At 72.4% G+C, this 22,659-nt stretch carries 17 protein-coding genes and 2 tRNA genes; 7 read left to right on the top strand and 12 right to left on the bottom strand.

Going from position 1 to position 22,659, the window contains the following annotated elements; translation table 11 throughout:
- Positions 1-16: 16 nt before the first annotated feature.
- The 3 genes from ADK41_RS42765 to ADK41_RS03875 all read right to left on the bottom strand — a co-directional run bounded on the left by ADK41_RS42765 (position 17) and on the right by ADK41_RS03875 (position 4,518).
- Positions 17-2,701, bottom strand: a complete 2,685-nt coding sequence (locus ADK41_RS42765; protein ID WP_234318727.1) for an erythromycin esterase family protein — start codon at positions 2,699-2,701, stop codon at positions 17-19.
- Between the two features lie 261 nt (positions 2,702-2,962).
- Positions 2,963-3,454 carry a heme-degrading domain-containing protein gene (locus tag ADK41_RS03880; RefSeq protein WP_030825262.1) on the bottom strand — a complete coding sequence of 164 codons (492 nt, stop codon included), beginning with the start codon at positions 3,452-3,454 and terminating at the stop codon, positions 2,963-2,965.
- Positions 3,451-4,518 (bottom strand): Gfo/Idh/MocA family protein, encoded by a 1,068-nt coding sequence (locus tag ADK41_RS03875; RefSeq protein ID WP_030825259.1) that lies wholly within the window; start codon positions 4,516-4,518, stop codon positions 3,451-3,453. Before ADK41_RS03875 ends, ADK41_RS03880 begins: the two co-directional genes overlap by 4 nt.
- Before the next feature lie 56 nt (positions 4,519-4,574).
- Here ADK41_RS03875 and ADK41_RS03870 point away from each other — a divergent pair, with 56 nt between their 5' ends.
- The gene (locus ADK41_RS03870) at positions 4,575-5,717 is read left to right on the top strand and encodes an ROK family transcriptional regulator (RefSeq protein ID WP_053670201.1); all 1,143 of its coding nucleotides are present in this window, start codon (positions 4,575-4,577) and stop codon (positions 5,715-5,717) included.
- A gap of 354 nt (positions 5,718-6,071) precedes the next feature.
- Here the strand turns inward: ADK41_RS03870 and ADK41_RS03865 are convergent, their stop codons facing one another.
- A complete protein-coding gene (locus ADK41_RS03865) occupies positions 6,072-7,577 on the bottom strand; it encodes a PQQ-dependent sugar dehydrogenase (RefSeq protein ID WP_234318725.1) in 1,506 nt (501 codons plus the stop codon).
- A 310-nt stretch (positions 7,578-7,887) separates the two neighbouring features.
- Between ADK41_RS03865 and ADK41_RS03860 the strand changes: the two genes are divergently transcribed.
- The 3 genes from ADK41_RS03860 to ADK41_RS03850 all read left to right on the top strand — a co-directional run bounded on the left by ADK41_RS03860 (position 7,888) and on the right by ADK41_RS03850 (position 10,855).
- Positions 7,888-8,667: an HAD-IIA family hydrolase gene (locus ADK41_RS03860; RefSeq protein WP_030825251.1), complete on the top strand. Its 780-nt coding sequence runs from the start codon at positions 7,888-7,890 to the stop codon at positions 8,665-8,667.
- 90 nt (positions 8,668-8,757) lie between these two features.
- On the top strand, positions 8,758-9,405 hold the full coding sequence (locus tag ADK41_RS03855; protein WP_051843132.1) for a sortase domain-containing protein: 648 nt from the start codon (positions 8,758-8,760) through the stop codon (positions 9,403-9,405).
- A 418-nt stretch (positions 9,406-9,823) separates the two neighbouring features.
- Positions 9,824-10,855 (top strand): glycoside hydrolase family 6 protein, encoded by a 1,032-nt coding sequence (locus ADK41_RS03850; RefSeq protein ID WP_030825244.1) that lies wholly within the window; start codon positions 9,824-9,826, stop codon positions 10,853-10,855.
- Between the two features lie 146 nt (positions 10,856-11,001).
- Here ADK41_RS03850 and ADK41_RS03845 read toward each other — a convergent pair whose 3' ends face one another.
- The 3 genes from ADK41_RS03845 to ADK41_RS03835 form a co-directional block, all read right to left on the bottom strand.
- Positions 11,002-12,942, bottom strand: coding sequence for a galactose oxidase-like domain-containing protein (locus ADK41_RS03845; protein ID WP_030825242.1), 1,941 nt, complete (start codon positions 12,940-12,942; stop codon positions 11,002-11,004).
- Entirely contained in the window at positions 12,939-14,966 is a 2,028-nt protein-coding gene (locus tag ADK41_RS03840) for a glycosyltransferase family 2 protein (RefSeq protein ID WP_030825239.1), read from the bottom strand. Before ADK41_RS03840 ends, ADK41_RS03845 begins: the two co-directional genes overlap by 4 nt.
- A 470-nt stretch (positions 14,967-15,436) precedes the next feature.
- Positions 15,437-15,510 (bottom strand) — tRNA-Lys (locus ADK41_RS03835).
- 209 nt (positions 15,511-15,719) lie between these two features.
- On the opposite strand from ADK41_RS03835, the gene ADK41_RS03830 reads away from it, so the two are divergent.
- From ADK41_RS03830 to ADK41_RS03820, 3 genes are all read left to right on the top strand, one after another.
- Positions 15,720-17,051, top strand: a complete 1,332-nt coding sequence (locus tag ADK41_RS03830; RefSeq protein ID WP_030825236.1) for a peptidoglycan-binding protein — start codon at positions 15,720-15,722, stop codon at positions 17,049-17,051.
- An 87-nt stretch (positions 17,052-17,138) separates the two neighbouring features.
- Positions 17,139-18,326 carry an SPFH domain-containing protein gene (locus tag ADK41_RS03825; RefSeq protein ID WP_030825233.1) on the top strand — a complete coding sequence of 396 codons (1,188 nt, stop codon included), beginning with the start codon at positions 17,139-17,141 and terminating at the stop codon, positions 18,324-18,326.
- 125 nt (positions 18,327-18,451) lie between these two features.
- Positions 18,452-19,057: a lytic polysaccharide monooxygenase auxiliary activity family 9 protein gene (locus ADK41_RS03820; RefSeq protein ID WP_030825230.1), complete on the top strand. Its 606-nt coding sequence runs from the start codon at positions 18,452-18,454 to the stop codon at positions 19,055-19,057.
- A gap of 93 nt (positions 19,058-19,150) precedes the next feature.
- Here the strand turns inward: ADK41_RS03820 and ADK41_RS03815 are convergent.
- The 5 genes from ADK41_RS03815 to ehuB form a co-directional block, all read right to left on the bottom strand.
- Positions 19,151-19,224: transfer RNA gene (locus ADK41_RS03815), tRNA-Lys, on the bottom strand.
- 356 nt (positions 19,225-19,580) lie between these two features.
- The gene (gene ehuA, locus ADK41_RS03810) at positions 19,581-20,381 is read right to left on the bottom strand and encodes an ectoine/hydroxyectoine ABC transporter ATP-binding protein EhuA (RefSeq protein WP_030825227.1); all 801 of its coding nucleotides are present in this window, start codon (positions 20,379-20,381) and stop codon (positions 19,581-19,583) included.
- Entirely contained in the window at positions 20,371-21,021 is a 651-nt protein-coding gene (gene ehuD, locus ADK41_RS03805) for an ectoine/hydroxyectoine ABC transporter permease subunit EhuD (protein ID WP_030825225.1), read from the bottom strand. Before ehuD ends, ehuA begins: the two co-directional genes overlap by 11 nt.
- Positions 21,018-21,719: an ectoine/hydroxyectoine ABC transporter permease subunit EhuC gene (ehuC, locus tag ADK41_RS03800; protein ID WP_030825223.1), complete on the bottom strand. Its 702-nt coding sequence runs from the start codon at positions 21,717-21,719 to the stop codon at positions 21,018-21,020. Before ehuC ends, ehuD begins: the two co-directional genes overlap by 4 nt.
- Positions 21,716-22,630 carry an ectoine/hydroxyectoine ABC transporter substrate-binding protein EhuB gene (gene ehuB / locus ADK41_RS03795; protein WP_030825221.1) on the bottom strand — a complete coding sequence of 305 codons (915 nt, stop codon included), beginning with the start codon at positions 22,628-22,630 and terminating at the stop codon, positions 21,716-21,718. The genes ehuC and ehuB overlap by 4 nt, the downstream gene beginning before the upstream one ends.
- Between the last annotated feature and the right edge of the window lie 29 nt (positions 22,631-22,659).

Below are 22,659 nucleotides of genomic sequence, written 5' to 3'. Positions count from 1 at the left end.
GTCCGTCCGGCGGCGCTCAGCCGGACGGGAGCAGACGGCTCGGCCGGATCTCGTGCAGGTGCACCACCACGTCCGCCGACCTCAGCAGGTTGACCGGGTCCGGGTCCCGGGGCCACTGCGTGCCGATCTCCCGTTTGGGCCGGGTGACGTCCAGCCAGGCGCGGACGGAGGGTGGCGCGGTGCGCAGGTCGAGGTACCAGTCGCGGTGGCTCACCCGGGCCAGGGTCTGCTCGGCCGAACCGGCCGCGACCGGCCCCGAGCGGAACACCTTCACGTCCTCGTCACGGGGGTCGGAGACGCCCTCGTCGGTGGCGTGGAAGGAGCCGTGGTCGAAGGCCAGGCCCACGACCCGGTAGGCGTCCCCGAGCGCGCGGCGGAGCAGGCCGCCCTGGATGACCGGATAGTCCGGGGTGAAACCCTCCAGGTACACGTGGCCGTTGTGGGCGGCCAGCACCGTCCGGGTGCCCGTCTGCCGGAGCCACCAGAGGGTGTTCTCCGCCATCACGGTGTCGCGGTAGGCCAGGGCCTCGCGTTCTTCGGCCGGGTCGTCGTAGTCGAAGGCGTTCTGGCGTGCGACCTGGTGGACGGCCTCCGCGTTCCGCACCGCCCGGGCGTGGTCGTCCCCGGCCACGGTGCGCCCGGCGGAGCTCCGGGCGCGCAGCAGTTCCAGGACGCGTCCGGTGCGTTCGGCCTTCTCCCGCCGCACGGCCAGGGGCTCCTTGACAGCGGCCACCATGTGCTCGCCGGCGGGCAGGGTGGGGCGCAGCCCCCGGTACAGCTCGGTGACGGCGGGCAGCAGGTCGGGGTGGGCGCGCCGGACGTGGTCGACGACCCGGTCGTACAGCTCGGGGCCCGCGTGACTGCTGTCGTTGCCGGCGAACCTGAGCGGGTCGTCGGGGTGGGCGACGTTGTACGCGCGCATCCAGCGGATCAGGTCCAGCACCTCGCGGGTCCGCATGAACAGGTAGGCGTTCTGGAACTCCTCGGCCATGATCCGGGCGGGGTCGCCGCGCCCGGTGAGCAGGTGGTCGTCCAGCCGGAGCCCCGCGCTCCAGGGGCCTTCGAGGACGAAGGAGCGGAAGCCCTTCTCCTCGACCAGGTACCGGAACACCCGGTGCTGGAGGGCGAGGAAGTCGCGGGAGCCGTGGACGGCCTGCCCGACGCCGACCAGCCGGGCGTCACCCACCGCCTCCCCCAGGGGGCGCAGGTCATCGAGGGGACCGGTGGGTTCGACGGTGCGCAGCGGACGGGCCGCCTCCTCCAGGGCGGGCAGCAGGCCGGTGGGCGTCCCCGGCACGGGGGGCCGCCGCTCGGCCACTTCACGGGCGAGTCTCCGGCTCGGCCGGATCTCGTGCAGGTGCACCACCACGTCCGCCGACCTCAGCAGGTCGACCCGGTCACCGGGCGGCGGGTAGTCCGTGCCGATCTCCCGCTTGGGCCGGGTGACGCCCAGCAGGGCGCGGGCGGCGGGCGGCGCGGTGCGCAGGTCGGCGTACCAGTCCCGGGGGCCCGCCCGGTCCAGGACGTGCTCCGCCGAGCCGGGAGCGGCGGGCTCCACCTCGACCCGGCCGACGTCGTCGTCGGCCGGGTTCTGCAGGCCCTGTGCGGTGGCGTGCACGGCGCCCCGGTCGAAGGAGAGCCCCACCGCCAGATAGCCGTCGCCCAGCCGCCGCCGGAGCACCGCGCCCTGGGTGAGGGGGAGGGCGGGGGTGGAACCGCTGGTGTACAGGTGGCTGTTGTGCCCGCCGAGCACGAGGCGGTGGCCGGTGCGGCGGTGCCACCACAGGGTGTTCTCCGCCATGGCGGTGTCGCGGTGGGCCATGGCCTGCGACACGGCCGCGGGGTCGGTGAGGTCGAAGGCGTACAGGCGCGCCACCTGGTCGATCACGGTGGCGTGTTGGACCGCCCAGGCGTGGTCCCCGTCCGTCCCGGCGGGCTCGTGGGCGCGGAGCAGTTCCAGGACGCGTCCGGTGCGTTCGGCCCGTGCGCGGCGCTCGTCCAGGGGCTCGGTCACGGCGGCGCGCATCCACGCGTCGACGGGCAGGTCGGGGCGCAGCCCCTCGTACAGCCCGGTGACGGCGGGCAGCAGGTCGGGGTGGGTGCGCCGGACGTGGTCGACGACCCGGTCGTACAGCTCCGGGCCGGCGTAGCCGTTGTCGTCGCCGGCGAACCTGAGCGGGTCGTCGGGGTGGGCGACGTTGTACGCGCGCATCCAGCGGATCATGTCCAGGTACTCCTGGCTGTGCAGCAGCAGGAAGGCGTCCCGGAACTCCTCGGACATGATCCGGGCGGGGTCGCCGCGCCCGGTGAGCAGGTAGTCGTCGAGGCGGAGCCCCGCGCTCCAGTTGGCCTCCAGGACGAAGGAGCGGAAGCCCTTCTCCTCGACCAGGTACCGCAGGACCCGGTGCCGGAAGGCGACGAAGTCGTGGGAGCCGTGGGCGGCCTCGCCGACGCCGACCACCACGGCGTCACCGACCGCCTCCCCGAAGGGGCGCAGATCCTCGAAGGGTCCCGAGGGCTCGACGGTGCGCAACGGACGGGCCGCCTCCGCCAGCGGCGACAGCACGTCGCCGGCGGCCGTGGGAGGCCTCTTTGCGACCCCGGGGTCCCCGCCGGCCGGGGCCGCCGCGGCCGTCCCGGACACGACGGCGAGCCAGACGAGCAGCGCGGCGGCCGGCCGCCTTGGTATGAGGGGTGTCATGACGCCAGCGTCGCCGCCGCGCGGCCGGACCGCGCTCCGAGTGTCACCCGGCCGGAGCAGTGCCGCGCCGGCGGGGCGGCGGCCGGGCCGCGGTCGGGCACGAGGAACGCGTCCTCGCCTTCCGCCGTGCCGGCGGGAGCCGGAGGGACCCGGAGGGAGCGCCCCGCGCCGGCGAGGACGGCCTGGTGGCGCGGGGCGCGGGGCGCCGGGCCCGGCGTGGAGGTCGGCCCGTGAGGGGTCCGGGAGGCGGCCCGGCCGTGCCTACGAGCGGGACAGGAAGCGCTCCAGGGCCTCCACCACCATCTGGTGGTCCTGGAGCTGGGGGAGGCCCGAGACCGTCACCGCGCCGATGACGCCCACGCCCTCCACCGTGATCGGGAAGGAACCGCCGTGGGCCGCGTAGGTGTCGGGGTCCAGACGGGAGGACGCCTCGAACGTCGTGCCCTTGGCACGGTAGCGGGAGCCCACCAGATAGGAGGCGCAGCCGTAGCGCTCCACCACCCGGCGCTTGCGGGCGATCCAGGCGTCGTTGTCGGGGGCGGAGCCGGGCAGGGCGGCGTGGAAGAGCTGCTGGCCCGCCCGGTGGATGTCGATGGCGACGGGAGCCCGGCGCTCGCGCGCCATCTCCACCAGCAGGGAGCCGAGAGCCCACGCGTCGTCGTGCGTGAACCGGCGGAGGACCAGGCGGCGTTCCTGCTCCTCCAACTCCTCCACGCTCGGCGTCAGTTCGGGAGACTGCTTCACAGTGGTCACAGTGTCACCGTAACCCTTTCCAGGGCCGAACGGCGGGCGGCCTCCAGCACGTCCAGGGCGGCGGCGGCCTCCCGCGCGGTCACCGGGTTGGGGGCGCCGGCCAGCAGGGCCCGCGCCACGGCCGCGTAGTAGGCGGGGTAGTCGCCCGGGAGGGTCGGCACGGGGTGTCCGCCGCCGGTCACCGGGGACTCCCCGGCGCCGATGCGGCCCCACAGCTCCTCGGGTTCCATGCCCCAGCCGGCACCGGGACGCTGGCCGTCGCGCAGGGCGGCCTCCTGGGGGTCGAGGCCGTGCTTGACGTAACCGGACTTCGAGCCCAGGACGCGGAAACGCGGGCCGAGCTGGGCCGTGGTCGCCGAGACGTGGAGGTGGGAGCGGACGCCGTTCGCATGCGTCAGCGCGATGAACGTGTCGTCGTCGGCCTGCGCGCCGTCGCGCCGGATGTCCGCCTCGGCGTAGACGGCGGTCACCGGGCCGAAGAGGACCAGCGCCTGGTCGACGACGTGACTGCCGAGGTCGTAGAGCAGACCTCCGATCTCTGCGGGGTCCCCGGACTCCCGCCAGCCGCCCTTGAGCTGCGGGCGCCAGCGCTCGAAGCGGGACTCGAAGCGGTACACGTCGCCGAGTTCGCCCTCCTCGACCAGCTTGCGCAGGGTGAGGAAGTCGTTGTCCCAGCGGCGGTTCTGGAAGACGGAGAGGAGCAGGCCGCGCTCCTCCGCCAGCGCCGCCAGCTCGCGCGCCTCGGCCGCCGTGCCGGAGAGCGGCTTGTCGACGACGACCGGCAGACCGGCCTCGAGGGCGGTCCTGGCGAGCGGGACGTGCGTCCTGTTCGGGGACGCGACGACGATCAGGTCCAGTTCGCCGGCGCGGGCGAACAGCTCGTCCGGGGTCGCGGCGACGCGGACGTCCGGGAACCCGTCGCGGGCCTGTCGCTGCCGCTCGGGGTTCGAGGTGACCACCGTGTCGAGCGCGAGGCCCTCGGTCGCGGCGATCAGCGGGGCGTGGAACACGGAGCCCGCGAGGCCGTAGCCGACGAGTCCGACGCGCAGGGGAGTGCCAGTCATGGTCCCTACTTTCGCAACGCTGTTGCCAAAGTGCAAGCAGCGGAGAGAATGGCCGGGTGAACAGGACGAACGACGGCATCGGCGGGGCGCACGGCACGCACGGGGCCCCGCTGGGGGTGAACCTGCCCGCCCTGCGCAGCCACAACACCGCGCTCGTGCTCGACCTGCTGCGGACCGCGGGGGCGGAGGGGATCAGCCGGCTGGAACTCGCCGAGCGGACCGGGCTCACCCCGCAGGCGGTCAGCAAGATCACGGCCCGGCTGCGGGCGGACGGGCTCGCGGCCGAGGCGGGGCGCCGGGCCTCCACGGGCGGCAAGCCGCGCACGGTGCTGCGGCTGGTCCCGGAGGCGGGACACGCGGTGGGCGTCCACCTGGACCGGGACGAGGTGCGGGCGGTCCTGGTCGACCTCGACGGGGCGGTGGTGGACCGGCGACGGGCCCCGCTGGACCTGGGCGCGGGGGCGGACGCGGTCCTGGCGCGGGTGGCCGGGGTCGTCGAGGCGCTTCGGGTGCCGGCGCCGGCCGGGGCGGACCGGTCCCCGCTCGGGGTGGGGGTCGCGCTGCCCGGGCCGCTCGACCACCACAGGGGCGTACTGCACCGGGTCACCGGTTTCCCCGAGTGGGACGGCTTCCCGCTCCGGGACGCGCTGGCCCGGCGGCTCGGCGTGCCCGTGGTCGTCGACAAGGACACCAACGCGGCGGCGCTGGGCCTGGCGGTCGGCGGCGAGGGCGGCTCCTTCGCCTACCTGCACCTCGGTACGGGGCTGGGGGCGGGGCTGGTGATCGGCGGGAGCGTGCACCGGGGGACGAGGACCGGGGCGGGGGAGTTCGGGCACCAGGTGATCCAGCTGGACGGACGGCCGTGCACCTGCGGGGCTCGTGGGTGCGTCGAGGCCCTGTGCCTGGACGCCGTCGCCCGCGGCGACGTCGCCGAGGCGGCCAGGGTGCTGGGGGCGGGGGCGGCGAACCTCGTCGGGCTGCTCGACATCGACCTGGTCCTCCTCGGCGGGCGTACCGTGGCCGCCGCGCCCGAGGCGTTCGTGCGGGGGGTCGGGGCGGTTCTCGCCGCGCGGGCTCGGCGGGAGGGCGGGGGCGACGGGGCCGTACCGGGGCGGGTCGCGCCCGGGGGGGGGCAGGGGGGCGCGGAGGGGGCGGCCCAGTTGGTGCTGGCGCCGTTGTTCGGGCGGGGGGACGCCTGACCGGAGAGGGCCTCGGCCCTCTCCGGTGTCAGACCGGGTGCGGCCTTGATGCGACCGACGGGCGGGGGTTTCCCTCACCGGCGTTCGCCGGGTGCCTCCCTCACCCCCGGCTCCTCCCTCACCCCGGCTCCTCCCTCACTCTCGGCTTCGCTCGAGCGGGGGGACCCCCATGAGCGGGAGGACCCCCGTCACCCACCCGTGCCGCCCTGGAGTACCTCCCAGGCCCTCGGGGCACTGGGGGAGGCCCGACCGCCCGCAGCTGCGCAGGCCGACCGCCCGCGGTTGTGCGGGCGCGGTTGCCCGCGGCCGCGGCCGGTCGTGCGTCCCGTCCGCGGCCGGGACGATGACGGCCTGTCAGCGGCCCACCGCGCAGGCGTCGCCGTTCAGCGTGAAGCGCGGGGGCGGTGTCGTGTCGCCCGTGTGTTCCGCCAGGTAGCCCAGGGTGATGCTCGCGCCCGGCGCGATCGTGGCGTTGTGGGTGGCGTCGGATGCCTTGATCACGTTGCTCAGCTGGGTGAGGTCCGTGTTCCAGTCGGAGACGATCGTCTGGTCGAGGGTCAGGGGGAACTCCAGTGTCCAGCCGTTCACCGGGGCGTCGCCGGTGTTGGTGACGGTGAGGTCGACCGTCATGCCGGTGCCCCAGGCCCTCACCGTGCGGTCCACCCGGCAGGTGGGTTCCTCCCGCGAGAAGGACACCTTGTGCAGGCCGCCGGGCAGGTCGTTGACCATGTAGAACTCCCCGTCGACGGTCGTGCCGACCGACGTCACCTGCGTGGGCGTCCTGCCGATCTCGGCCTGCTCGTAGCCGCCCCGCCCGTCGGGCCGCAGCGCCCAGACCGTGGAGGAGCAGTAGTCGGTGGCGATGTACGTGCCGCCCACCAGGTCGGCGTACTCCCGGCCCCGGTACACGTGGCCGCCGATGACCGAACAGCCGCCGGTGTAGGGGGAGTAGGTGAAGACCGGCTCGGTGTACTCCTCGCCGGGCCCGCAGTCCCCGTCCGTGAACTTCTCCAGGCCCTCGTAGCAGGACCAGCCGAGGTTCAGCCCGCCCCGGCCGGGGGCGATGTGGTCGATCTCCTCCCAGTGGCCCTGGCCGACGTCGCCGATCCACATCGAGCCGTCGGCCCGGTCGAAGGAGAACCGCCACGGGTTGCGCAGCCCGTACAGCCAGATCTCCGCGCGGGCGCCGGGCGTGTCCACGAAGGGGTTGTCGGCGGGGACGCAGTACGCGAGCGAACCGCACGCCCGGCTCACGTCGATCCGCATGATCTTGCCCAGCAGGGTGTCCAGCCGCTGTCCGGAACGGAAGGGGTCCCCGGAGCCGCCGCCGTCGCCGATGCTCCAGTACAGGTTGCCGTCGGGGCCGAAGGCGAGCTGCCCGCCGTTGTGGTTGTTGTACTCGGCGTGCTCCTGGGAGAGCAGGGGCTCCAGGCGGGAGCCGTCGAGCCGGTAGCGGGCGAGGGTGACCGCGCCGTCGGGCGGCGCCGTGTACGCCAGGTACAGGACCCGGCTGTCGGCGAAGTCGGACGGGAGGGCGATGCCGAGCAGACCGCGCTCGTTGCCCGACTCGTCGACGGACGCGGTGATGTCGATCAGCGGGGTCCGCTCCAGGCCGGTGTCCGGGTGGTAGACGCGGACGGTGCCGGACTTCTCGGTGATGAACAGCCGGTCCGTGCCGTCGTCGGGGGCGACGATGGCGGTGGGCCGCCTCAGCCCGGAGGCGACCTGGGTGGTGGTCGCGCCGATCGACGGCAGGGGGACGGCGGACGCGTCCTCCTCCGGCGCCGCGGTGGCGGACGGGACGAGGGCCGGCACCACCGCGAGCAGGGCGCACAGGACGAACGCCAGACGGAGCCGCACCCTAAGGGCATGCATATGACAAGCCACGATCTCCTTCTTTCCGCGTGCTGTCGGCGACCGATGGACGGGGCTGTGGGGGCACGGGTGGTCATGGGAGCGCTCCCGCCACTTCAGGCTGCGACGCACACGGCACAGCGGCAACACGCGTTTGCGCCACTTTCGCGCCGCCTGGCGCGAGCGCCCCTCCCGCCCCGCCGCCACCGGACAGCCCGTCCGCCCGCGAGCCGGGGCGCATCCGGCGTTCCCTCATGATCCGGGGCTGTTTAGGCTGGGGCGCACGCAGGACCGCGTACGGCAGGAGATCCCGCAGATGGCAGACCGCAAGCCGATCGAATCGTGGCTCACCGACATGGACGGAGTGCTGATCCACGAGGGCGTACCGATCCCCGGCGCCGACGCCTTCCTCAAGAAGTTGCGCGAGTCCGGGAGGCCCTTCCTGGTCCTCACCAACAACTCCATCTACACCCCGCGCGACCTGCACGCCCGGCTGCGCCGCCTGGGCCTGGAGGTGCCGATCGAGAACATCTGGACCTCAGCCCTCGCCACCGCCAAGTTCCTGGACGACCAGCGCCCCAACGGCTCGGCGTACGTCATCGGCGAGGCCGGACTGACCACCGCGCTGCACGACATCGGCTACATCCTCACCGACCACGAGCCCGACTACGTGGTCCTCGGAGAGACCCGGACGTACTCCTTCGAGGCCATGACGAAGGCGGTCCGCCTCATCAACGACGGCGCCCGCTTCATCTGCACCAACCCCGACGAGACCGGCCCTTCCACCGAGGGCCCGCTCCCGGCGACCGGCGCGGTGGCCGCGCTCATCACCAAGGCGACCGGCAAGCAGCCGTACTTCGCGGGCAAGCCGAACCCGCTGATGATGCGCACCGGGCTCAACACCATCGGGGCCCACTCCGAGAGCAGCGCGATGATCGGCGACCGGATGGACACCGACGTCCTGGCCGGCATCGAGGCCGGGATGCAGACGTTCCTGGTGCTCACCGGCCTGACCCGGACCGAGCAGGTGGAGAACTGGCCGTACCGGCCGTCCAAGGTCGTGGACTCCATCGCGGACCTCGTCGACCTGATCTGACCCCGCTCACCCGTACGGAGCAGCCGCCCCCCTCGCGGGGATGCGGCGCCGGGACCCGCGCGGGACCCTCCAGATGTCTGGAGGTGCACGATGGGTTCCCCGCTGAACACCCTCCGTACGGGATGGCCGTCCGGCGCCGGACGGCTGCTCGCCGGTGCGGCCTGGGCGGCGCTGCTGCTCGGGCTGTGGCTGTGGGGCGGTGAGCGGAGCGACGTACCCGCCGGCACGTCCGGGACCGCCGTCGGCGACATGGCGGCGGCCGGACGGCCGCCCAGGGTCGAACTGCCGCCCGCGCACCGCCCCTTGGCCGCCGCGGAGCCGCGGCGCCTCGACATCCCGGCCCTCGGCGTCCGCGTACCGGTGGTCGCCGACGGCGACGGCCGGCCGGGCGCGGCCCGCTGGTACGCGGACGGGGTGGCGCCGGGGGAGTCCGGCACCGCGCTGGTGATGGGGTCCGCCGCCCTCCGCCCGGTGGACGCGCTCGAGCCCGGCCGGACGCTCCGGGTGACCCGCGCGGACGCCGGGGTCGCCGAGTTCACCGTGGAGGACGTCCGGGTCCTCTCCCGCGAACGGTTCGACGCCCGGCGGGCCGCCGAGCCGCGCCCCGCGGACCGGGCCGAACTCCTGCTGGTCTCCTGCGCCGAGGACCCCGGCCGGGCCGCCGGCGGCTGCACGGCCGACGCGATCGTCTCGGCGTACCTGACCGGAACCGGGGCCGGAACCGGAACCGGCTCCTGAACCCCGCACACCACCTGACCCGGTCGGCGCCCCGCTCCCCGGGGCTCGCCGGCCGGGCGGTCCTCGACCGCGGTTCCCGGACCACGGGAGCGGCCCGGAGACCGGTGCGGGAGGCCAGGGCGGCACGTGCTGCGCGGGAGCGCCGGCCGGAGCCGGCGGGCGCGTCCGCGGAACGGAGGGCGGGACGGAGGGCGGGACGGGCCCAAGGCCGATCGACGCCGGGCGCCGGGCCGGTCGCGTTCCGTGATCACCGCAGGTGGCTCCCCCTCGCCGGGCCGTACGGCGCGACCGGGCGGGTCCGTGGCGCCGGAGCGTGACAGACGGCGGACAAGGTCGGGTTCGGCCCGTGGGCGTCGTGGGACGTGTGCCAGGATTGGGGCTCGGAGCACAGGGAACAGGTGCACCCAAGGGGGGCTCGATGTACGGCAGCAGGGGGATCGGGGCGTTCGTCGGGGGGCGGACGTCCGCGGTGGTGCTGGGGGCGGCGCTGCTGGTCACGGGATGCTCGTCCTCGGACGGCGCGGGGGACGAGCCGGACGCCGGCGCGGGGATCACGCAGCAGCCGAAGGAGTCCGGACCGTTCTGGGTCAACCCGGACGGCAACGCCGCGCGGCAGGTCGCCCGACTGGTGGAGGACGGCGAGAAGGAGCAGGCCGACCAGATCCGCAAGATCGCCCAGCAGCCCGTCGGCGAGTGGATCAGCCCGGAGAACCCCGAGGAACAGGCCCGCGGCTTCACCGAGGGCGCGGACCGGGCGGGCCGCACCGCGCTGCTGGTCCTCTACAACATCCCGCACCGCGACTGCGGCCAGTACTCGCAGGGCGGCGCCGCCGACGGCGACGCCTACCGCGCCTTCGTCGACGGCGTCGCCGAGGGCATCGGGGACCGTCCGGCGACCGTGATCCTGGAACCCGACGCGGTGCTGCACCTGGTGGACGGCTGCACCCCGGACGAGTTCCACGAGGAGCGCTACGACCTCCTCAAGGGCGCCATAGCCAAGCTGAAGGGCCTGAAGAACACCAAGGTCTACCTGGACGCGGGCAACGCCGGCTGGGGCGACCCCGACCAGATCCACGAGCCGCTGAAGTGGGCGGGCGTCGAGCAGGCGGACGGCTTCTCGGTGAACGTCTCCAACTTCTACTCCACCGAGGACTCCCTCGCCTACGGCAAGCGGCTCTCCGCCAAGGTCGGCGGCAAGCCCTTCGTCATCGACACCAGCCGCAACGGCAACGGCCCCTACACCGAGGGCGCCGCGGACGAACGCTGGTGCAACCCGCCCGGCCGCGCTCTGGGCGAGACCCCGACGACCAGGACGGCCGACCCCCTGGTCGACGCCTACCTGTGGGTCAAGCGCCCGGGGGAGTCGGACGGCGAGTGCAAGGGCGGCCCGAAGGCGGGCGAGTGGTGGCCCGAGTACGCCTTGAAACTGGCGCAGGGGTCACAGACCTAGGGGCGCGGGGCCGCGGCATGTGCGGCTGCCGCCGCGTGGGCGCCCGCGCCCACTGGGCTCCCGCGCCCGGCGACGCACCCGCGGGAGCGCTAAGGCGCCCGTGCACCCACTGCGCTCCCGCGCCCGGCGACGCACCCGCGGGAGTGCTACGGCACCCGCACCCACTGCGCCTTGCTGGGCGTCCCGTCACCGTCGTTGACGAACAGCATGTACCACCCCGACTGCACCAGGTTCCTGCTCTCCGGCACCGTCACGGTGATCTTGTCCCCGTCGGTCGTGAAGTCCAGCGCGATCGACCGCTGGTCCACGTCCGTGACGTGCGTGGACGCGCTCGGCCGGATCAGCCGCACGCTCTTGACCGACGCCGCGTCCGCCGAGGTGAACGTGCCGGACCCGCCGCGCTCGATGGTCTTCGGCCCGTCCGACAGGTCGGGCTGCTCGTCGTCGCCGTACAGGTACGGCGGCGTGTAGATCTCGATGCGCTGTTCGAACTCGCCCGGCTTGGTGTTCGCCTTGTCGGCGTAGAGCGAGTCGGAGCCGAAGACCATCACGCGGCCGTCGGGCAGCAGGATGGAGCCCGAGTGGTAGTTGCGGCCCACCAGCGGGTCGGCGACCCGTCGGAACGCGTTCTTCTCCGTGTCGTAGATCCGCGCCTCGAGGATGTTGGAGTCGCCGCGGCCCCGGTAGTCCTCCGAGCCGCCCGTGACCAGCACCTCGTCGTTCGGCAGGATCGACGCCTGCGGGTAGCGGGTGCCCTTGTCCAGTGACGGTCCGTCGACGAACTCCGGGTCGTCGGCCTTGAGGTCGACGATCCGGGTCTTCTCACTGGCCTTCCGGGACTCGCCGACCCCGCCGCCGCCGATCACCATGTACTTCTCGTCCTGCGCGGGCGGCAGCAGCACCGTGCCGGACGTCTCCAGCATGTCGGGGTCGCTCAGCCCGGGGACCTTCGTGAACGTGTTGGTCTCCACGTCCCAGACGCCCGGGTCGCGGCCCACGTCGTCCGGCCCGTAGCCGGCGTTCGAACCCGAGTAGAAGACCTTGCCGTCCTGCATCAGGAACAGCGCCGGGTACGTCGGGAACTGGCGGACCTTCTCGGTGTAGGCCCACTCCTTGGTCTCCGGGTCGTAGATCTCGTTCTTGCCCGGGACCAGCTGGCCGATGTCGTCGAGGCCGGAGACGCTGAGGATCCTGCCGTCGCTCAGGGTGGTGAGCGTCGGGTACCAGCGGGCCTCCTTCATCGGGTCGACCTTGATGTACTTCTCGGCGACCGGGTCGAACTCGAAGGCGTCCCGGATGCCCTGGAAGTCCTTCTTGTCCAGGGCGAGCTTCTCGGCGATGCCGTACGTGTTGCGCGCGTCGGCGCCGCTCAGCCCCCGCACCGTGTAGTTGTCCTGGGTGCCGGTCTCGTACGCGGCGCCTTCCTTCTGCGCCTCGACGTAGATGCGGCCGACGCCCGGGGTGGTGCCCAGGAACGCGCCGGTCGCCGGGTCGAAGTCCTTCTCGGCGCGCGGGACGAGCACCGGATCCTTCGAGACGAAGGTCTTGCCGTTCTCCTTGCCGGTGAACTTCGTGCCGGCGGGCAGGGTGATCGGCTTGTCCGGGTTCTCGTTGTGGACGAGCATCAGGCCGCCGGCCTTCTTCACGTCACCCTTGAGCTTCTCGTACCGCTTGGTGCCGCCCGCGATCAGCAGGTTGCCGTTGGCGAGCTGGGTGTGGCCGGTGCAGAACAGGTCGGTGGGCGTCGGCACCTTCTTGATGGTCCCCTTGACGGGGTCCCAGATCCGGGTGTCGTACCTCTTCGCGTCGAAGTTGTCCTGGTCGTTGCCCGAACCGGCGACGAGCAGCACCTTCCCGGTGCGCAGCAGCGCCGCGTGGATGGTGTTCTGCCGGTACTCCTCGGGGAACTGGACGATCTCCCACTTGCCGTTCTCGGCCTTGTACTCGGGTTGGTTGATCTTGTACTGGTGGTATTTCCCGGTGCCGAAGCGGTACAGCCACGGTCCGTTCATTCCGGCCAGCGCAAGCACCACCGCCGTGCCCATCGCGATCCGACGGGCCCGACGGCGGCCTGCACGGTCCTTCATTCCTTACGTCCCCCAAGTCCACCAAGGGCGATCTGCATGGTCTGGTCGTTTCCGGGGGCGTCCCCGGCGCCCGCGGGCCCGCCGTGCGCGGCGGCCCAGGTGGGCCGGTCCTGCGGGGCGGGCTGCTGCTGCGGCATCTGCGGCATCTGCGGCATCTGCGGCGGCTCCGGCGCGCGGGGCGCCTCGGCGGCGCCCGGCCGCCCGCCCCCGGCGTGGGCGCCGGGCTTCTTCCGGTCCTGCCGCATGCCGTGCCGCCAGGCGAACATCGGCGCGGCGGTGATCAGCAGGGCGAAGGTCGCCCAGATCACCATCGCCGGGTGCGCGTGTCCGTAGACCAGACCCGCGGCGATGGAGCCGGCGAAGATCAGGATGAAGTACCAGTGGTAGCGGAAGGTCCCGAACCAGGTGTCCGGGCTGGCCGAGTCGCCCTTCGGGGTGACCACGAACTTGCTCTTCCTGCGCAGGACGGAGTCGATCAGCGCCTTCGCGTACAGCGGCGCCGACAGCGCGGACATCACCATGCCGGCCACACCGCCGGAGCCCTCCGGCTCGTGCGGCGAGACGTTGTGCCGGCGGTTCCAGACGTACAGGCCGATCTGCAGGGCGGAGGCGTTGCCATAGAGCATCAGCCAGACCGTGGGGTCGATGTTCACGCCCGAGGCGCCCAGGCCCAGGAACAGCGCGCAGCTCAGCGCCGCCAGGATCCAGTTCAGGGCCGACATCGGATAGAAGATGATCATCATCGTGTAGTTGAAGAGCTTGCTCGGCGGGAGCGAGTACCAGCCCTTCCAGTACTGCGTGAGGATCGTCTCGTACGTACCGCGCGACCAGCGCATCTGCTGGGTGAAGAAGTCGGTCCAGGCGTTGGGGCCCTCACCGACCGCGAGCACGTCCGGGGTGTACACCGAGCGCCACTTCCGCCCCGTCGCCGGGTTCTTGTGGCGGTGCATCTCGAAGCCGGTCGCCATGTCCTCGGTGATCGAGTCGTACAGACCGCCGATCTGCTTCAGCGCCTTGATGCGCACGGCGTTGGAGGTGCCCACGAACATCGGCGAGCCGTAGCGGTTGCCGGCGCGCTGGATCAGCGCGTGGAAGAGGAACTGCTGGGACTCGGCGGCCTTGGTGACGAAGTTGTCGTAGTTGCCGTAGACCTGCGGGCCGATGACGAAGCCGACGTCGGGGTCGCGGAAGAAGCCGAGCATCCGCTCCAGGTAGTTCGGCAGCGGCACGTGGTCGGTGTCGACCGAGGCGAAGTAGTCGTAGTCGTCGCCGTGCGCGTCCAGCCAGGCGTTGTAGTTGCCGTGCTTGGTCCTGGCGCGGTGGGCGCCCTTCTCCTGGTTCCACTTCGCGACGCCCTTGCGGGAGAAGTGGCGCACGCCGAGCCGGGCGCAGACCTCCTTCACCTCGGGGTCGTCGCCCTCGTCGAGCAGCCACACGTGCATCAGGCCCCGGTGGCGGATCCTGACGGCCGCCTCCAGGGTCTTCGTCACCATCTCCAGCGGCTCCTTGCCGGGCACGAAGGAGGTGAGGAAGGCGACCCGGGTGCCGGTCTCGGGCACCACCGGGACCGGGTCGCGGGCGACCAGCGTGGCGTGCGCGTTCGACAGCACGTTCAGGCAGCGGAAGAGCTCGATCAGGCCGATCGAGACGAGCATGACGATGTCGAGGGCCGGCAGCCACGCGAACTCCACGTAGTCCCGCTCGGTCCAGTGCGAGGGCTGCAGCAGCCACACCAGCAGCACCAGCGACAGCACCGGGGCCGCGGCCAGCATCAGCGCGATGCGGATGCGGTGCGGCTCCTGGCCGATCAGCGAGCGGTACTGCACCTTGTACGGTTTGTTCGGATCGGGCTGGGTGAGGGGACCCGCGAGCCGGCTGTAGTGCTCGTAGTCGTATCTCGGCAGCGCCTTCTTGATCCGGCGGAACGTTCCCGTGTTCCAGTTCCGATGGCCGGGCACCCTGAGCTGGGTGGTCCGGGACGGGTCGTCGTCGTCCCTCTGGGCGCCCGTCGGCGTCGACGTCATGAGTCATCCCCCCAACACACGACGGCCGCCGCGTGTTTTCGTCGCTTCCTCACATCCGGTCCGGTCCCCCTCGACCGTCGCGGACGTATCAGTGGTGGACCGCTGTCACCACGTCTCCCACACCTTATAGACACGGCACAGCGCTGTTCCGGTTGCATGATGCCCCCCTCGGCACCGCTTCGTGAAACGGGACTCCTCGTCCCGCATCGTCAGCAACCGGTTTCTTTCCCCCCCGAGCGCCGCGAATCCGCGGCAACGTGAAGAACCCAGGTTCTACGGTGCCCATCATGATCGCAAGACGCGAAACACGGTGTTCACCGGTCATACGGGTCCATGGTGAACGGTGAGGGGGTCCCGGGGGGCCGATGGTGCATACGTACGCCGAGTGGGGTGCGTTCAACGGGCGCGAGGGAGTATTCGGCCAAAAAACCGACGGGCCCCTCGTCTGCACGAGGAGCCCGTCGGGTCGGTGCGCCGCCAGGGACTCGAACCCCGGACCCGCTGATTAAGAGTCAGCTGCTCTAACCAACTGAGCTAGCGGCGCGCGCTGACGGCGTAACTCTACAGGACCCCGACGGGTGCTTTTGACCGCCGTCCACCCGGCCGTCGCCCGCGGGGGTCACACCCGCTACGGGCCCGGTCCACCGCCCGTACATCATTCGGACCGTCAACATGCGCGTGCGGGGGACAGTTGCGAAACTGGCCGTCGTGCACGGACGTGACGAAATCGACCGGGAGTGTGAGGGGAATCGCATGGAGTCTCCGGTATTCGAGGAAATCGATCCGGCGGACGACTGCGACTGCCCCGGCTGCGCGCACTGGCGGCGCGTCCTGCCGCATTCCCGGACGGGCCGTTTCCCCGGTCATCCGGCGGCGCACCGGACCGCTCTCGTCGTGGCCGCCGTGACCTCGGCCGCGGTCGCGGCGTCCGCCGTCCCCGCGGTCGCCGCCCCCTCGGCCCAGCGGCCCGCGGGTCCGGACGTTCCCGCAGGTGAGGAGCCCGCCACCCCACAGGGGAAGCGGGCTCCGCTGTACGGCCCCGGCGGTCGGGCGACCCTGCCCGCGGGCCTGGTGCGGGCGCCCGCGATCACCCGTGCGGACATCATCGAGCGGGCCCGGAACTGGGTCACCCGGAAAGTTCCGTACGACGTGGCCTCGTACGAGGCCGACGGCTACCGGCAGGACTGTTCGGGTTATGTCTCGATGGCCTGGCGGCTGCCCGCGAACGAATGGACCGGGAGCCTCGGGAAATACGCCGAGAGAATCACCAAGGACGAACTCCGGCCGGGCGACATACTGCTGTTCCACGACGCGTCCTCCCCTTATGGCGGATCCCACGTCGTCCTTTTCGGCGGCTGGGCGGACACCGCCCGCTCCCGGTACGTCGCCTACGAGCAGACCCTCCCGCACACCCGCCGGAAGACCACCCCGTACGCCTACTGGAACAACTCCGCGCGCTACGTCCCGTACCGCTACAAGGGGGTGACCGACGGCGCGGCGGGGGCGGGGACGCCCCGCCCGGCGGGCCGGACCCCGTTCCCCGGGGTGGCTCATTTCGGCCCCGGGGCGGAGAACGAGTACGTCGCCGAGCTCGGCCGGATGCTCGTCGCCCGCGGCGCCGGGCGCTTCTACCCCACGCCTCCCGGCCCGCGCTGGACGGACGCGGACCGGGCGGCGACCCGGGCGTTCCAGGAGGCCCAGGGGTGGCGGGGAGCGGCGGCGGACGGGCTGCCGGGGCCGCTGACCTGGGAGCTGCTGGTGGCCGGCGGGGGCCGGGACATCCAGAGCGGAGGTTCCGCTTCCGTTACTGCCGGGCCCTCGTCCGCCCCTTCCTCGCACGGGGTGCCGGGCTATCCGGGCCGGGCGCCGTTCCGGCCGGGCGCCGTCAGCGACCATGTCACGCGGCTCGGCGGACAACTGGTGAAGAAGGGGTTCGGCCGGTACTACACGCAGGGGCCGGGACCGCGCTGGAGCGAGGCCGACCGCCGCAACGTGGAGGCCTTCCAGCGGGCCCAGGGCTGGCGCGGCGGCGCGGCGGACGGCTATCCGGGCCCGGAGACCTGGCGGCGGCTGTTCCTCTCCTGACCCGTCCCGGGCGCGCGGCACTCCCCGGCGCCCACGTTCCTCGAAGTGACCGGTGTGACGCATCTGGCGCGGAGGCTGGAGGCAGGCATGACCACGACGACATCCCCCCTTCCCGAGAACGCCCCCGAGGATGTCCCGGAGAGCGTCCCCGAACCCGGCGGTCCGGTGGACGGCGGCACGGCGGCCGCCCGGCCGGCCCGGCTCATCCATACCGAGTCCACCACCGAGATCCCCGTCCACCTGCTGTTCCGCGACGCCCCCGGGCCGGCGCCGGTGCGGCTGCGCCCGGCGGTCGTCGCCCGCCGGGCGGACGCGGACGGGCACGGCGCGGGGGAGCGGCCCCGCCCGCGCGGTCCGGCCGACGGGCGGTCCCGGCCCGCCGTCCCGCGGATCGACCCCGAGCTGGTGGAGCGGCCCGCCCGGGTGCTGCCCGGCCTCGCGGGGGTGCTCGCCGGGGTGTGCGGGGCGGCCGGCTGCGTGGCCACCTCGTGGTGGGCGGGCGTACTGCCGCCCCCGGTGGCGGAGGCGCTCGGGCCGGCTTCGCGCTCCGGTGCGGCGGGGCTCGGCCCCGCGCAGTGGGCGGCGTACGCGGGGGCCGGGGCGCTCGGCCTGTTCGGGTTCGGCGGGCTGGCGCGCGGGCGGACCGGGCGGGCCTGGGTGCTCGGACTGTTCGGCCGTTACCGGGGGACCGTCCGGCGGACCGGGCTGATGTGGGTCAACCCGCTGCTGCTGCGCCGCCGGGTCGACGTACGGCTGCGGCACTGGCGCGGTGAGGCGATGCGGGCGGCCGACCGCAGCGGGGTCGCGCTGCGGGTGGCCGTGCTGGTGGTGTGGCGGGTGCGGGACACCGCGCGGGCGACGCTGAGCGTCGAGGACCACGAGGCGTATCTGCGCGCGTGCGTCGAGGCGGCGCTGGTGCGGGTGCCGGTGGCGGCGCCGGGCGCGAGCGAGGGCACGGTGGCGGCGGCGCAGGACGCGCTGACCCGGCTGGTGGCGGCGGACACCGCGCCGGTGGGGGTGGAGGTGTTCGCGGTGCGGCCGGTCCGGGTGGAGTACGCGCCCGAGGTGGCCGCCGCGATGCACCGGCGCAGGATCGCCGCGCTGGACGCCCAGCACCGGGCGAGCGTGCTCGGCTCGGTGGTGGACTCGGTGGAGGACACGGTGACCCGGCTGACCACGCGGGGACTGGTGGAGCTGGACGACTACGAGCGCAAGGTGCTGGTGAAGGACCTGACGGTGGCGTTCTGCGCGGGACGGGGGGAGACGGGCCCGTGAACGGCGGGGGAACGGACCCTGCGATTGGTATGGACATGCTCATTCCGCGCCCATAATCTCAGACTTGGTCTAGACCTACCTGCACGGCTCGAGGAAACTCCCCCACGTTCACCAGGAGCGGCAGCATGCGCACAAGGACCAAGATGTACGCGGCCGCGGTGGGACTGGCCACGACCGGAGCACTCGTGCTCTCCTCCGGTGGTGCCAGCGGCCACGGCTACACCGATCTGCCGGTCAGCCGGCAGAAGCTCTGCCAGAACGGCTCGGTGACCAACTGCGGATCCATCCAGTGGGAGCCGCAGAGCGTCGAGGGCCCGAAGGGCTTCCCCGCCTCGGGTCCCGCCGACGGGCGGCTCTGCTCCGCGGGCAACGCGCCGTTCGCCCAGCTCGACAGCCCGAGGACCCCCTCGGGCGGCGCCTGGCCCACGACCCGGGTGTCCGGCGGCCAGACCTACACCTTCCGGTGGCAGTTCACGGCGATGCACGCCACCACCGACTTCACGTACTACGTCACCAAGCCGGGCTGGAACCAGAACCACAACCTGGCCCGCTCCGACCTCAACCTGACGCCGTTCCTGACCGTTCCCTACAACGGTCAGCGCCCGCCGCAGACGCTGTCGCACAGCGGCCGGCTGCCGTCCGGGCTCAGCGGACACCACGTGATCCTCGCGGTGTGGACGGTCCACGACACGGGCAACGCGTTCTACGCCTGCTCCGACGTCACGTTCTGAGCGTCCCGGACCGTCCCGGCCTGTTCCGGAACAGGCCGATCCCCGTCCGGACACGCCAAAGGGCCTCTCGCTCCCACGAGAGGCCCTTCTCGGTGCGCCGCCAGGGACTCGAACCCCGGACCCGCTGATTAAGAGTCAGCTGCTCTAACCAACTGAGCTAGCGGCGCGTGACTCCCGCCGTCCGCTTTCGCGGGCGGCGACAGGGAAAATAATACCCGGTTCCCGGGGGTGGTCCGCACCACCGCCGGTCCGCCCGGATCGTCGGGGACAGCGGCACCGGGGCCGCGCCGCGGTCGAGCGCGCCGGCGGCCCGGCGCAGGCGGTGGGCGTGCACGGCCGGCAGGGACGGCGCCGGACAGCCGGCCGAGGGGCCGGCCGTGATCAAGGCGGCCGTGCGGACCGTGCCGACCGCGTACTCCCGGAGGTCCGGCACGGGCACGGTGGGCGGCCGCGCCGCCGGCCGGGAGGGCGGCGGCGCGGCCACTGACGTGGCCCCGGGCCTCGTCCCGATCACGGTCCGTGGCTAGAGCACCGCGCTGAGGAACTCCCGCGTCCGGTCGTGCTCCGGCTCGCTGAAGATCTTCTCCGGCGCGCCCGCCTCGATGATCCGGCCCTGGTCGAACATCAGCACCCGGTCGGAGATGTCCCGGGCGAAGTTCATCTCGTGGGTGACGCAGAGCATGGTGATGTCGGTGGAGCGGGCGATGTCCCGCAGCACGTCCAGCACGCCCGCGACCAGCTCCGGGTCGAGCGCCGAGGTCACCTCGTCGAGCAGCAGCACCTGCGGCCGCATCGCCAGCGCCCGCGCGATCGCCACCCGCTGCTGCTGACCGCCGGACAGCTGTCCGGGGCGCTTCGCGAGGTGCTCGGTCAGGCCGACCATCTCCAGCAGCTCCCGCGCCCGCTCCTCGGCCGCGTCCTTGGACATGCCGAGCACGGTGACCGGGGCCTCGGTGATGTTCCGCAGCACCGTCATGTTCGGGAACAGGTTGAACTGCTGGAACACCATCCCGATCTTCTTGCGGATCTCGCGGACCTGCTTCTCGGACGCCGGGAACAACTGCTCCCCGTCGACGGTGATCGTGCCCTCGTCGGGCTTCAGCAGCGTCATCAGCAGCCGCAGGATCGTGGTCTTGCCGGAACCGGACGGGCCGATCAGCGTGACGTGCTTGCCGGCGTCCACGGAGAAGTCCAGGTGGTCCAGGACCGTGTGGTCCCCGAACCGCTTGGTGACCTGCTCCAGCCGGATCAGCTCGCCGGTGCTCCGCGGCGTCCCGGGCGTCCCGGGCTTCTTCTCGAACGGGGCGTGGGTGTCAGTGGACAAGGCGTCGCTCCAGGGCTCGCAGGGCAAGGGAGGCCAGGTAGGAGATGACGATGAAGGCCACGCCGATCACCGTCAGGGGCTCGGTGAACTGGAAGTTCTGCTGGGCGAACAGCCGTGCCTCGCCCAGCATCTCCAGCACCGTGATCGCCATCAGCAGAGGCGTGTCCTTCAGCATCGAGATGACGTAGTTGCCGAGCGCGGGCACGACCCGGCGCACGGCCTGCGGCAGGATCACCGCGGTCCACGTCCGGCGCAGCGGCAGGTTCAGCGCCGTCGCCGCCTCCCACTGGCCCACCGGCACGGCCTCGATGCCGGCCCGGTAGACCTGCATCGTGTACGTCGAGTAGTGCAGCCCGATGGCGAAGACACCGGTGGTCAGCGCCGAGAAGGTGACCCCCCACTCGGGCAGCACGTAGAAGAGGAAGAACAGCTGCACCAGCAGCGGGGTGTTGCGGACGAACTCCGTGATCGCCCCGACCGGCCAGGTCACCCAGCGCGAGGGCACCCGCATCAGCAGCGCCCACGCCAGTCCCAGGACGAATGAGATCAGCGAACCGAGGGCCAGGATCTGCAGGGTGACCAGCAGACCGTCCCAGAAGTACGGCATGAAGTCGGAGACGGCGCTCCAGTCCCACTTCACGAGACACCACTTCCCTCGGGCACGCGCACGGCGGCCGTCTTCTCCTTCGGCGCCTTGCCGACCCCGGCCTTCAGCTTCTTCTCCAGACCGCGCATCAGACGGGTCAGCGCGAAGGCGATCACGAAGTAGATCAGCAGGATGTACGTGTAGATCTCCGCGCTCTCCTGCAGCGCCAGGCGCACCAGGTTGCCGCTGAACGCCAGGTCGCCCATGCCCATGATCGACACCAGGGCGGTGCCCTTGAGCAGCTCGATCAGCAGGTTGGAGAACGGCGGGATCATCTCCGGCACCGCCTGCGGCAGCAGGATCAGCTTCATCCGCTGCCAGGGCGTGAAGCTGAGCGCGATACCGCCCTCACGCTGGGCCGGGTCGACCGCGGCGAGGGCGCCGCGCACGATCTCCGAGCCGTACGCGCCGTAGGTGAGACCGAGTGCCAGCGTGCCCGCCCACAGCGGCACCAGCTGCCAGCCGAAGGCCGGGGGCAGCACGAAGAACACCCAGAAGATCATCACCAGCGCCGAGGTCCCGCGGAACACCTCGGTGTAGAGGCCCGCCAGGAAGCGGACGAACTTCAGCCGGTGGGTGCGCGCCACGCCGACCACGAAGGAGACGGCCGTCGCCAGCAGCGCGCTGAGCACGAGCAACTGGATCGTGACCCAGACGCCCTCGAGCACGAGTTCCCAGAGTCCCGATGTCATCCGCCGCAGAGCTCCTTCGCGGTCAGATCCGTCATCTCGTCCTCGGTGAAACCGAAGGGCTTGAGGATGCGGAGCAGCTCGCCGCTCTTCTTGAGCTCGGCCAGCTCGCGGTTGAAGGCGTCCCGGAGCCTGGTCTCGGTGGGCCGGAAGGCGAACGCGCCGCCGTCGACGTGGGGCTTCCCGCCGACGATCGGCTTGAAGGCCTCCGTGACCTCCGCCTTCCTCGACTTCTTCACCACCTCGCGGGTGGTCAGCGCGGTCCCGGCGAAGACGTCGACGCGTCCGGCCTCGACGGCGTTCAGGCCGGCGACCTGGTCGGGGACGATCAGGATGTCGCTCTTCTTGTACCCGGCTTCGACGGCGTACGCGATCTCCGCGTACCCGGTGCCGGTGGCGAACCTCGCCTTCTTCTCCACGACGTCCCGGTAGTCGTGCAGCCCCTTCGGGTTGCCCTTGCGGACGATGAAGGAGTCGAGCATCTGGTAGTCGGGGTCGGAGAAGATGACCTGCTCACAGCGCTCGGCGTTGACGTACATCCCGGCCGCCACGACGTCGAACTGCTGCGAGTTCAGCCCGGGTATCAGCGAGCCGAACTCGGTGGGCACGGGCTGCACCCGGTCCACGCCGAGCCGCTTGAAGATGACCCTGGCCAGCTCCGGCGCCTCGCCGGTCAGCTCGCCGCTCCTGTCGATGTAGCCGAACGGGATCTCGCCGGCGATGCCCAGACGGACGACGCCCGCGGCCCTCAGCCGGTCCAGCAGGTCGCCGCCGCCCGTGGCCGCCGCCGTCGGTACCCGGGAACAGCCCGCGGCCCCCAGTGCGCCGAGCGCCGCGACCCCCGCGAGCAGCGATCGGCGTGTGGGTCCGGGCGCTTCCCGGAATCGTCTCAGTGGTTGCAGTGGTGGAGCCATGGCGGCGCGGCTACCCGAACCGATGCGAG

Origin of the sequence: Streptomyces caelestis, from assembly GCF_001279005.1 — a bacterium.
Taxonomy (GTDB): Bacteria; Actinomycetota; Actinomycetes; order Streptomycetales; family Streptomycetaceae; genus Streptomyces; species Streptomyces heliomycini.
Note: the sequence above shows the minus strand (reverse complement) of the source record. Positions and strands in the feature narration are given on the sequence as shown.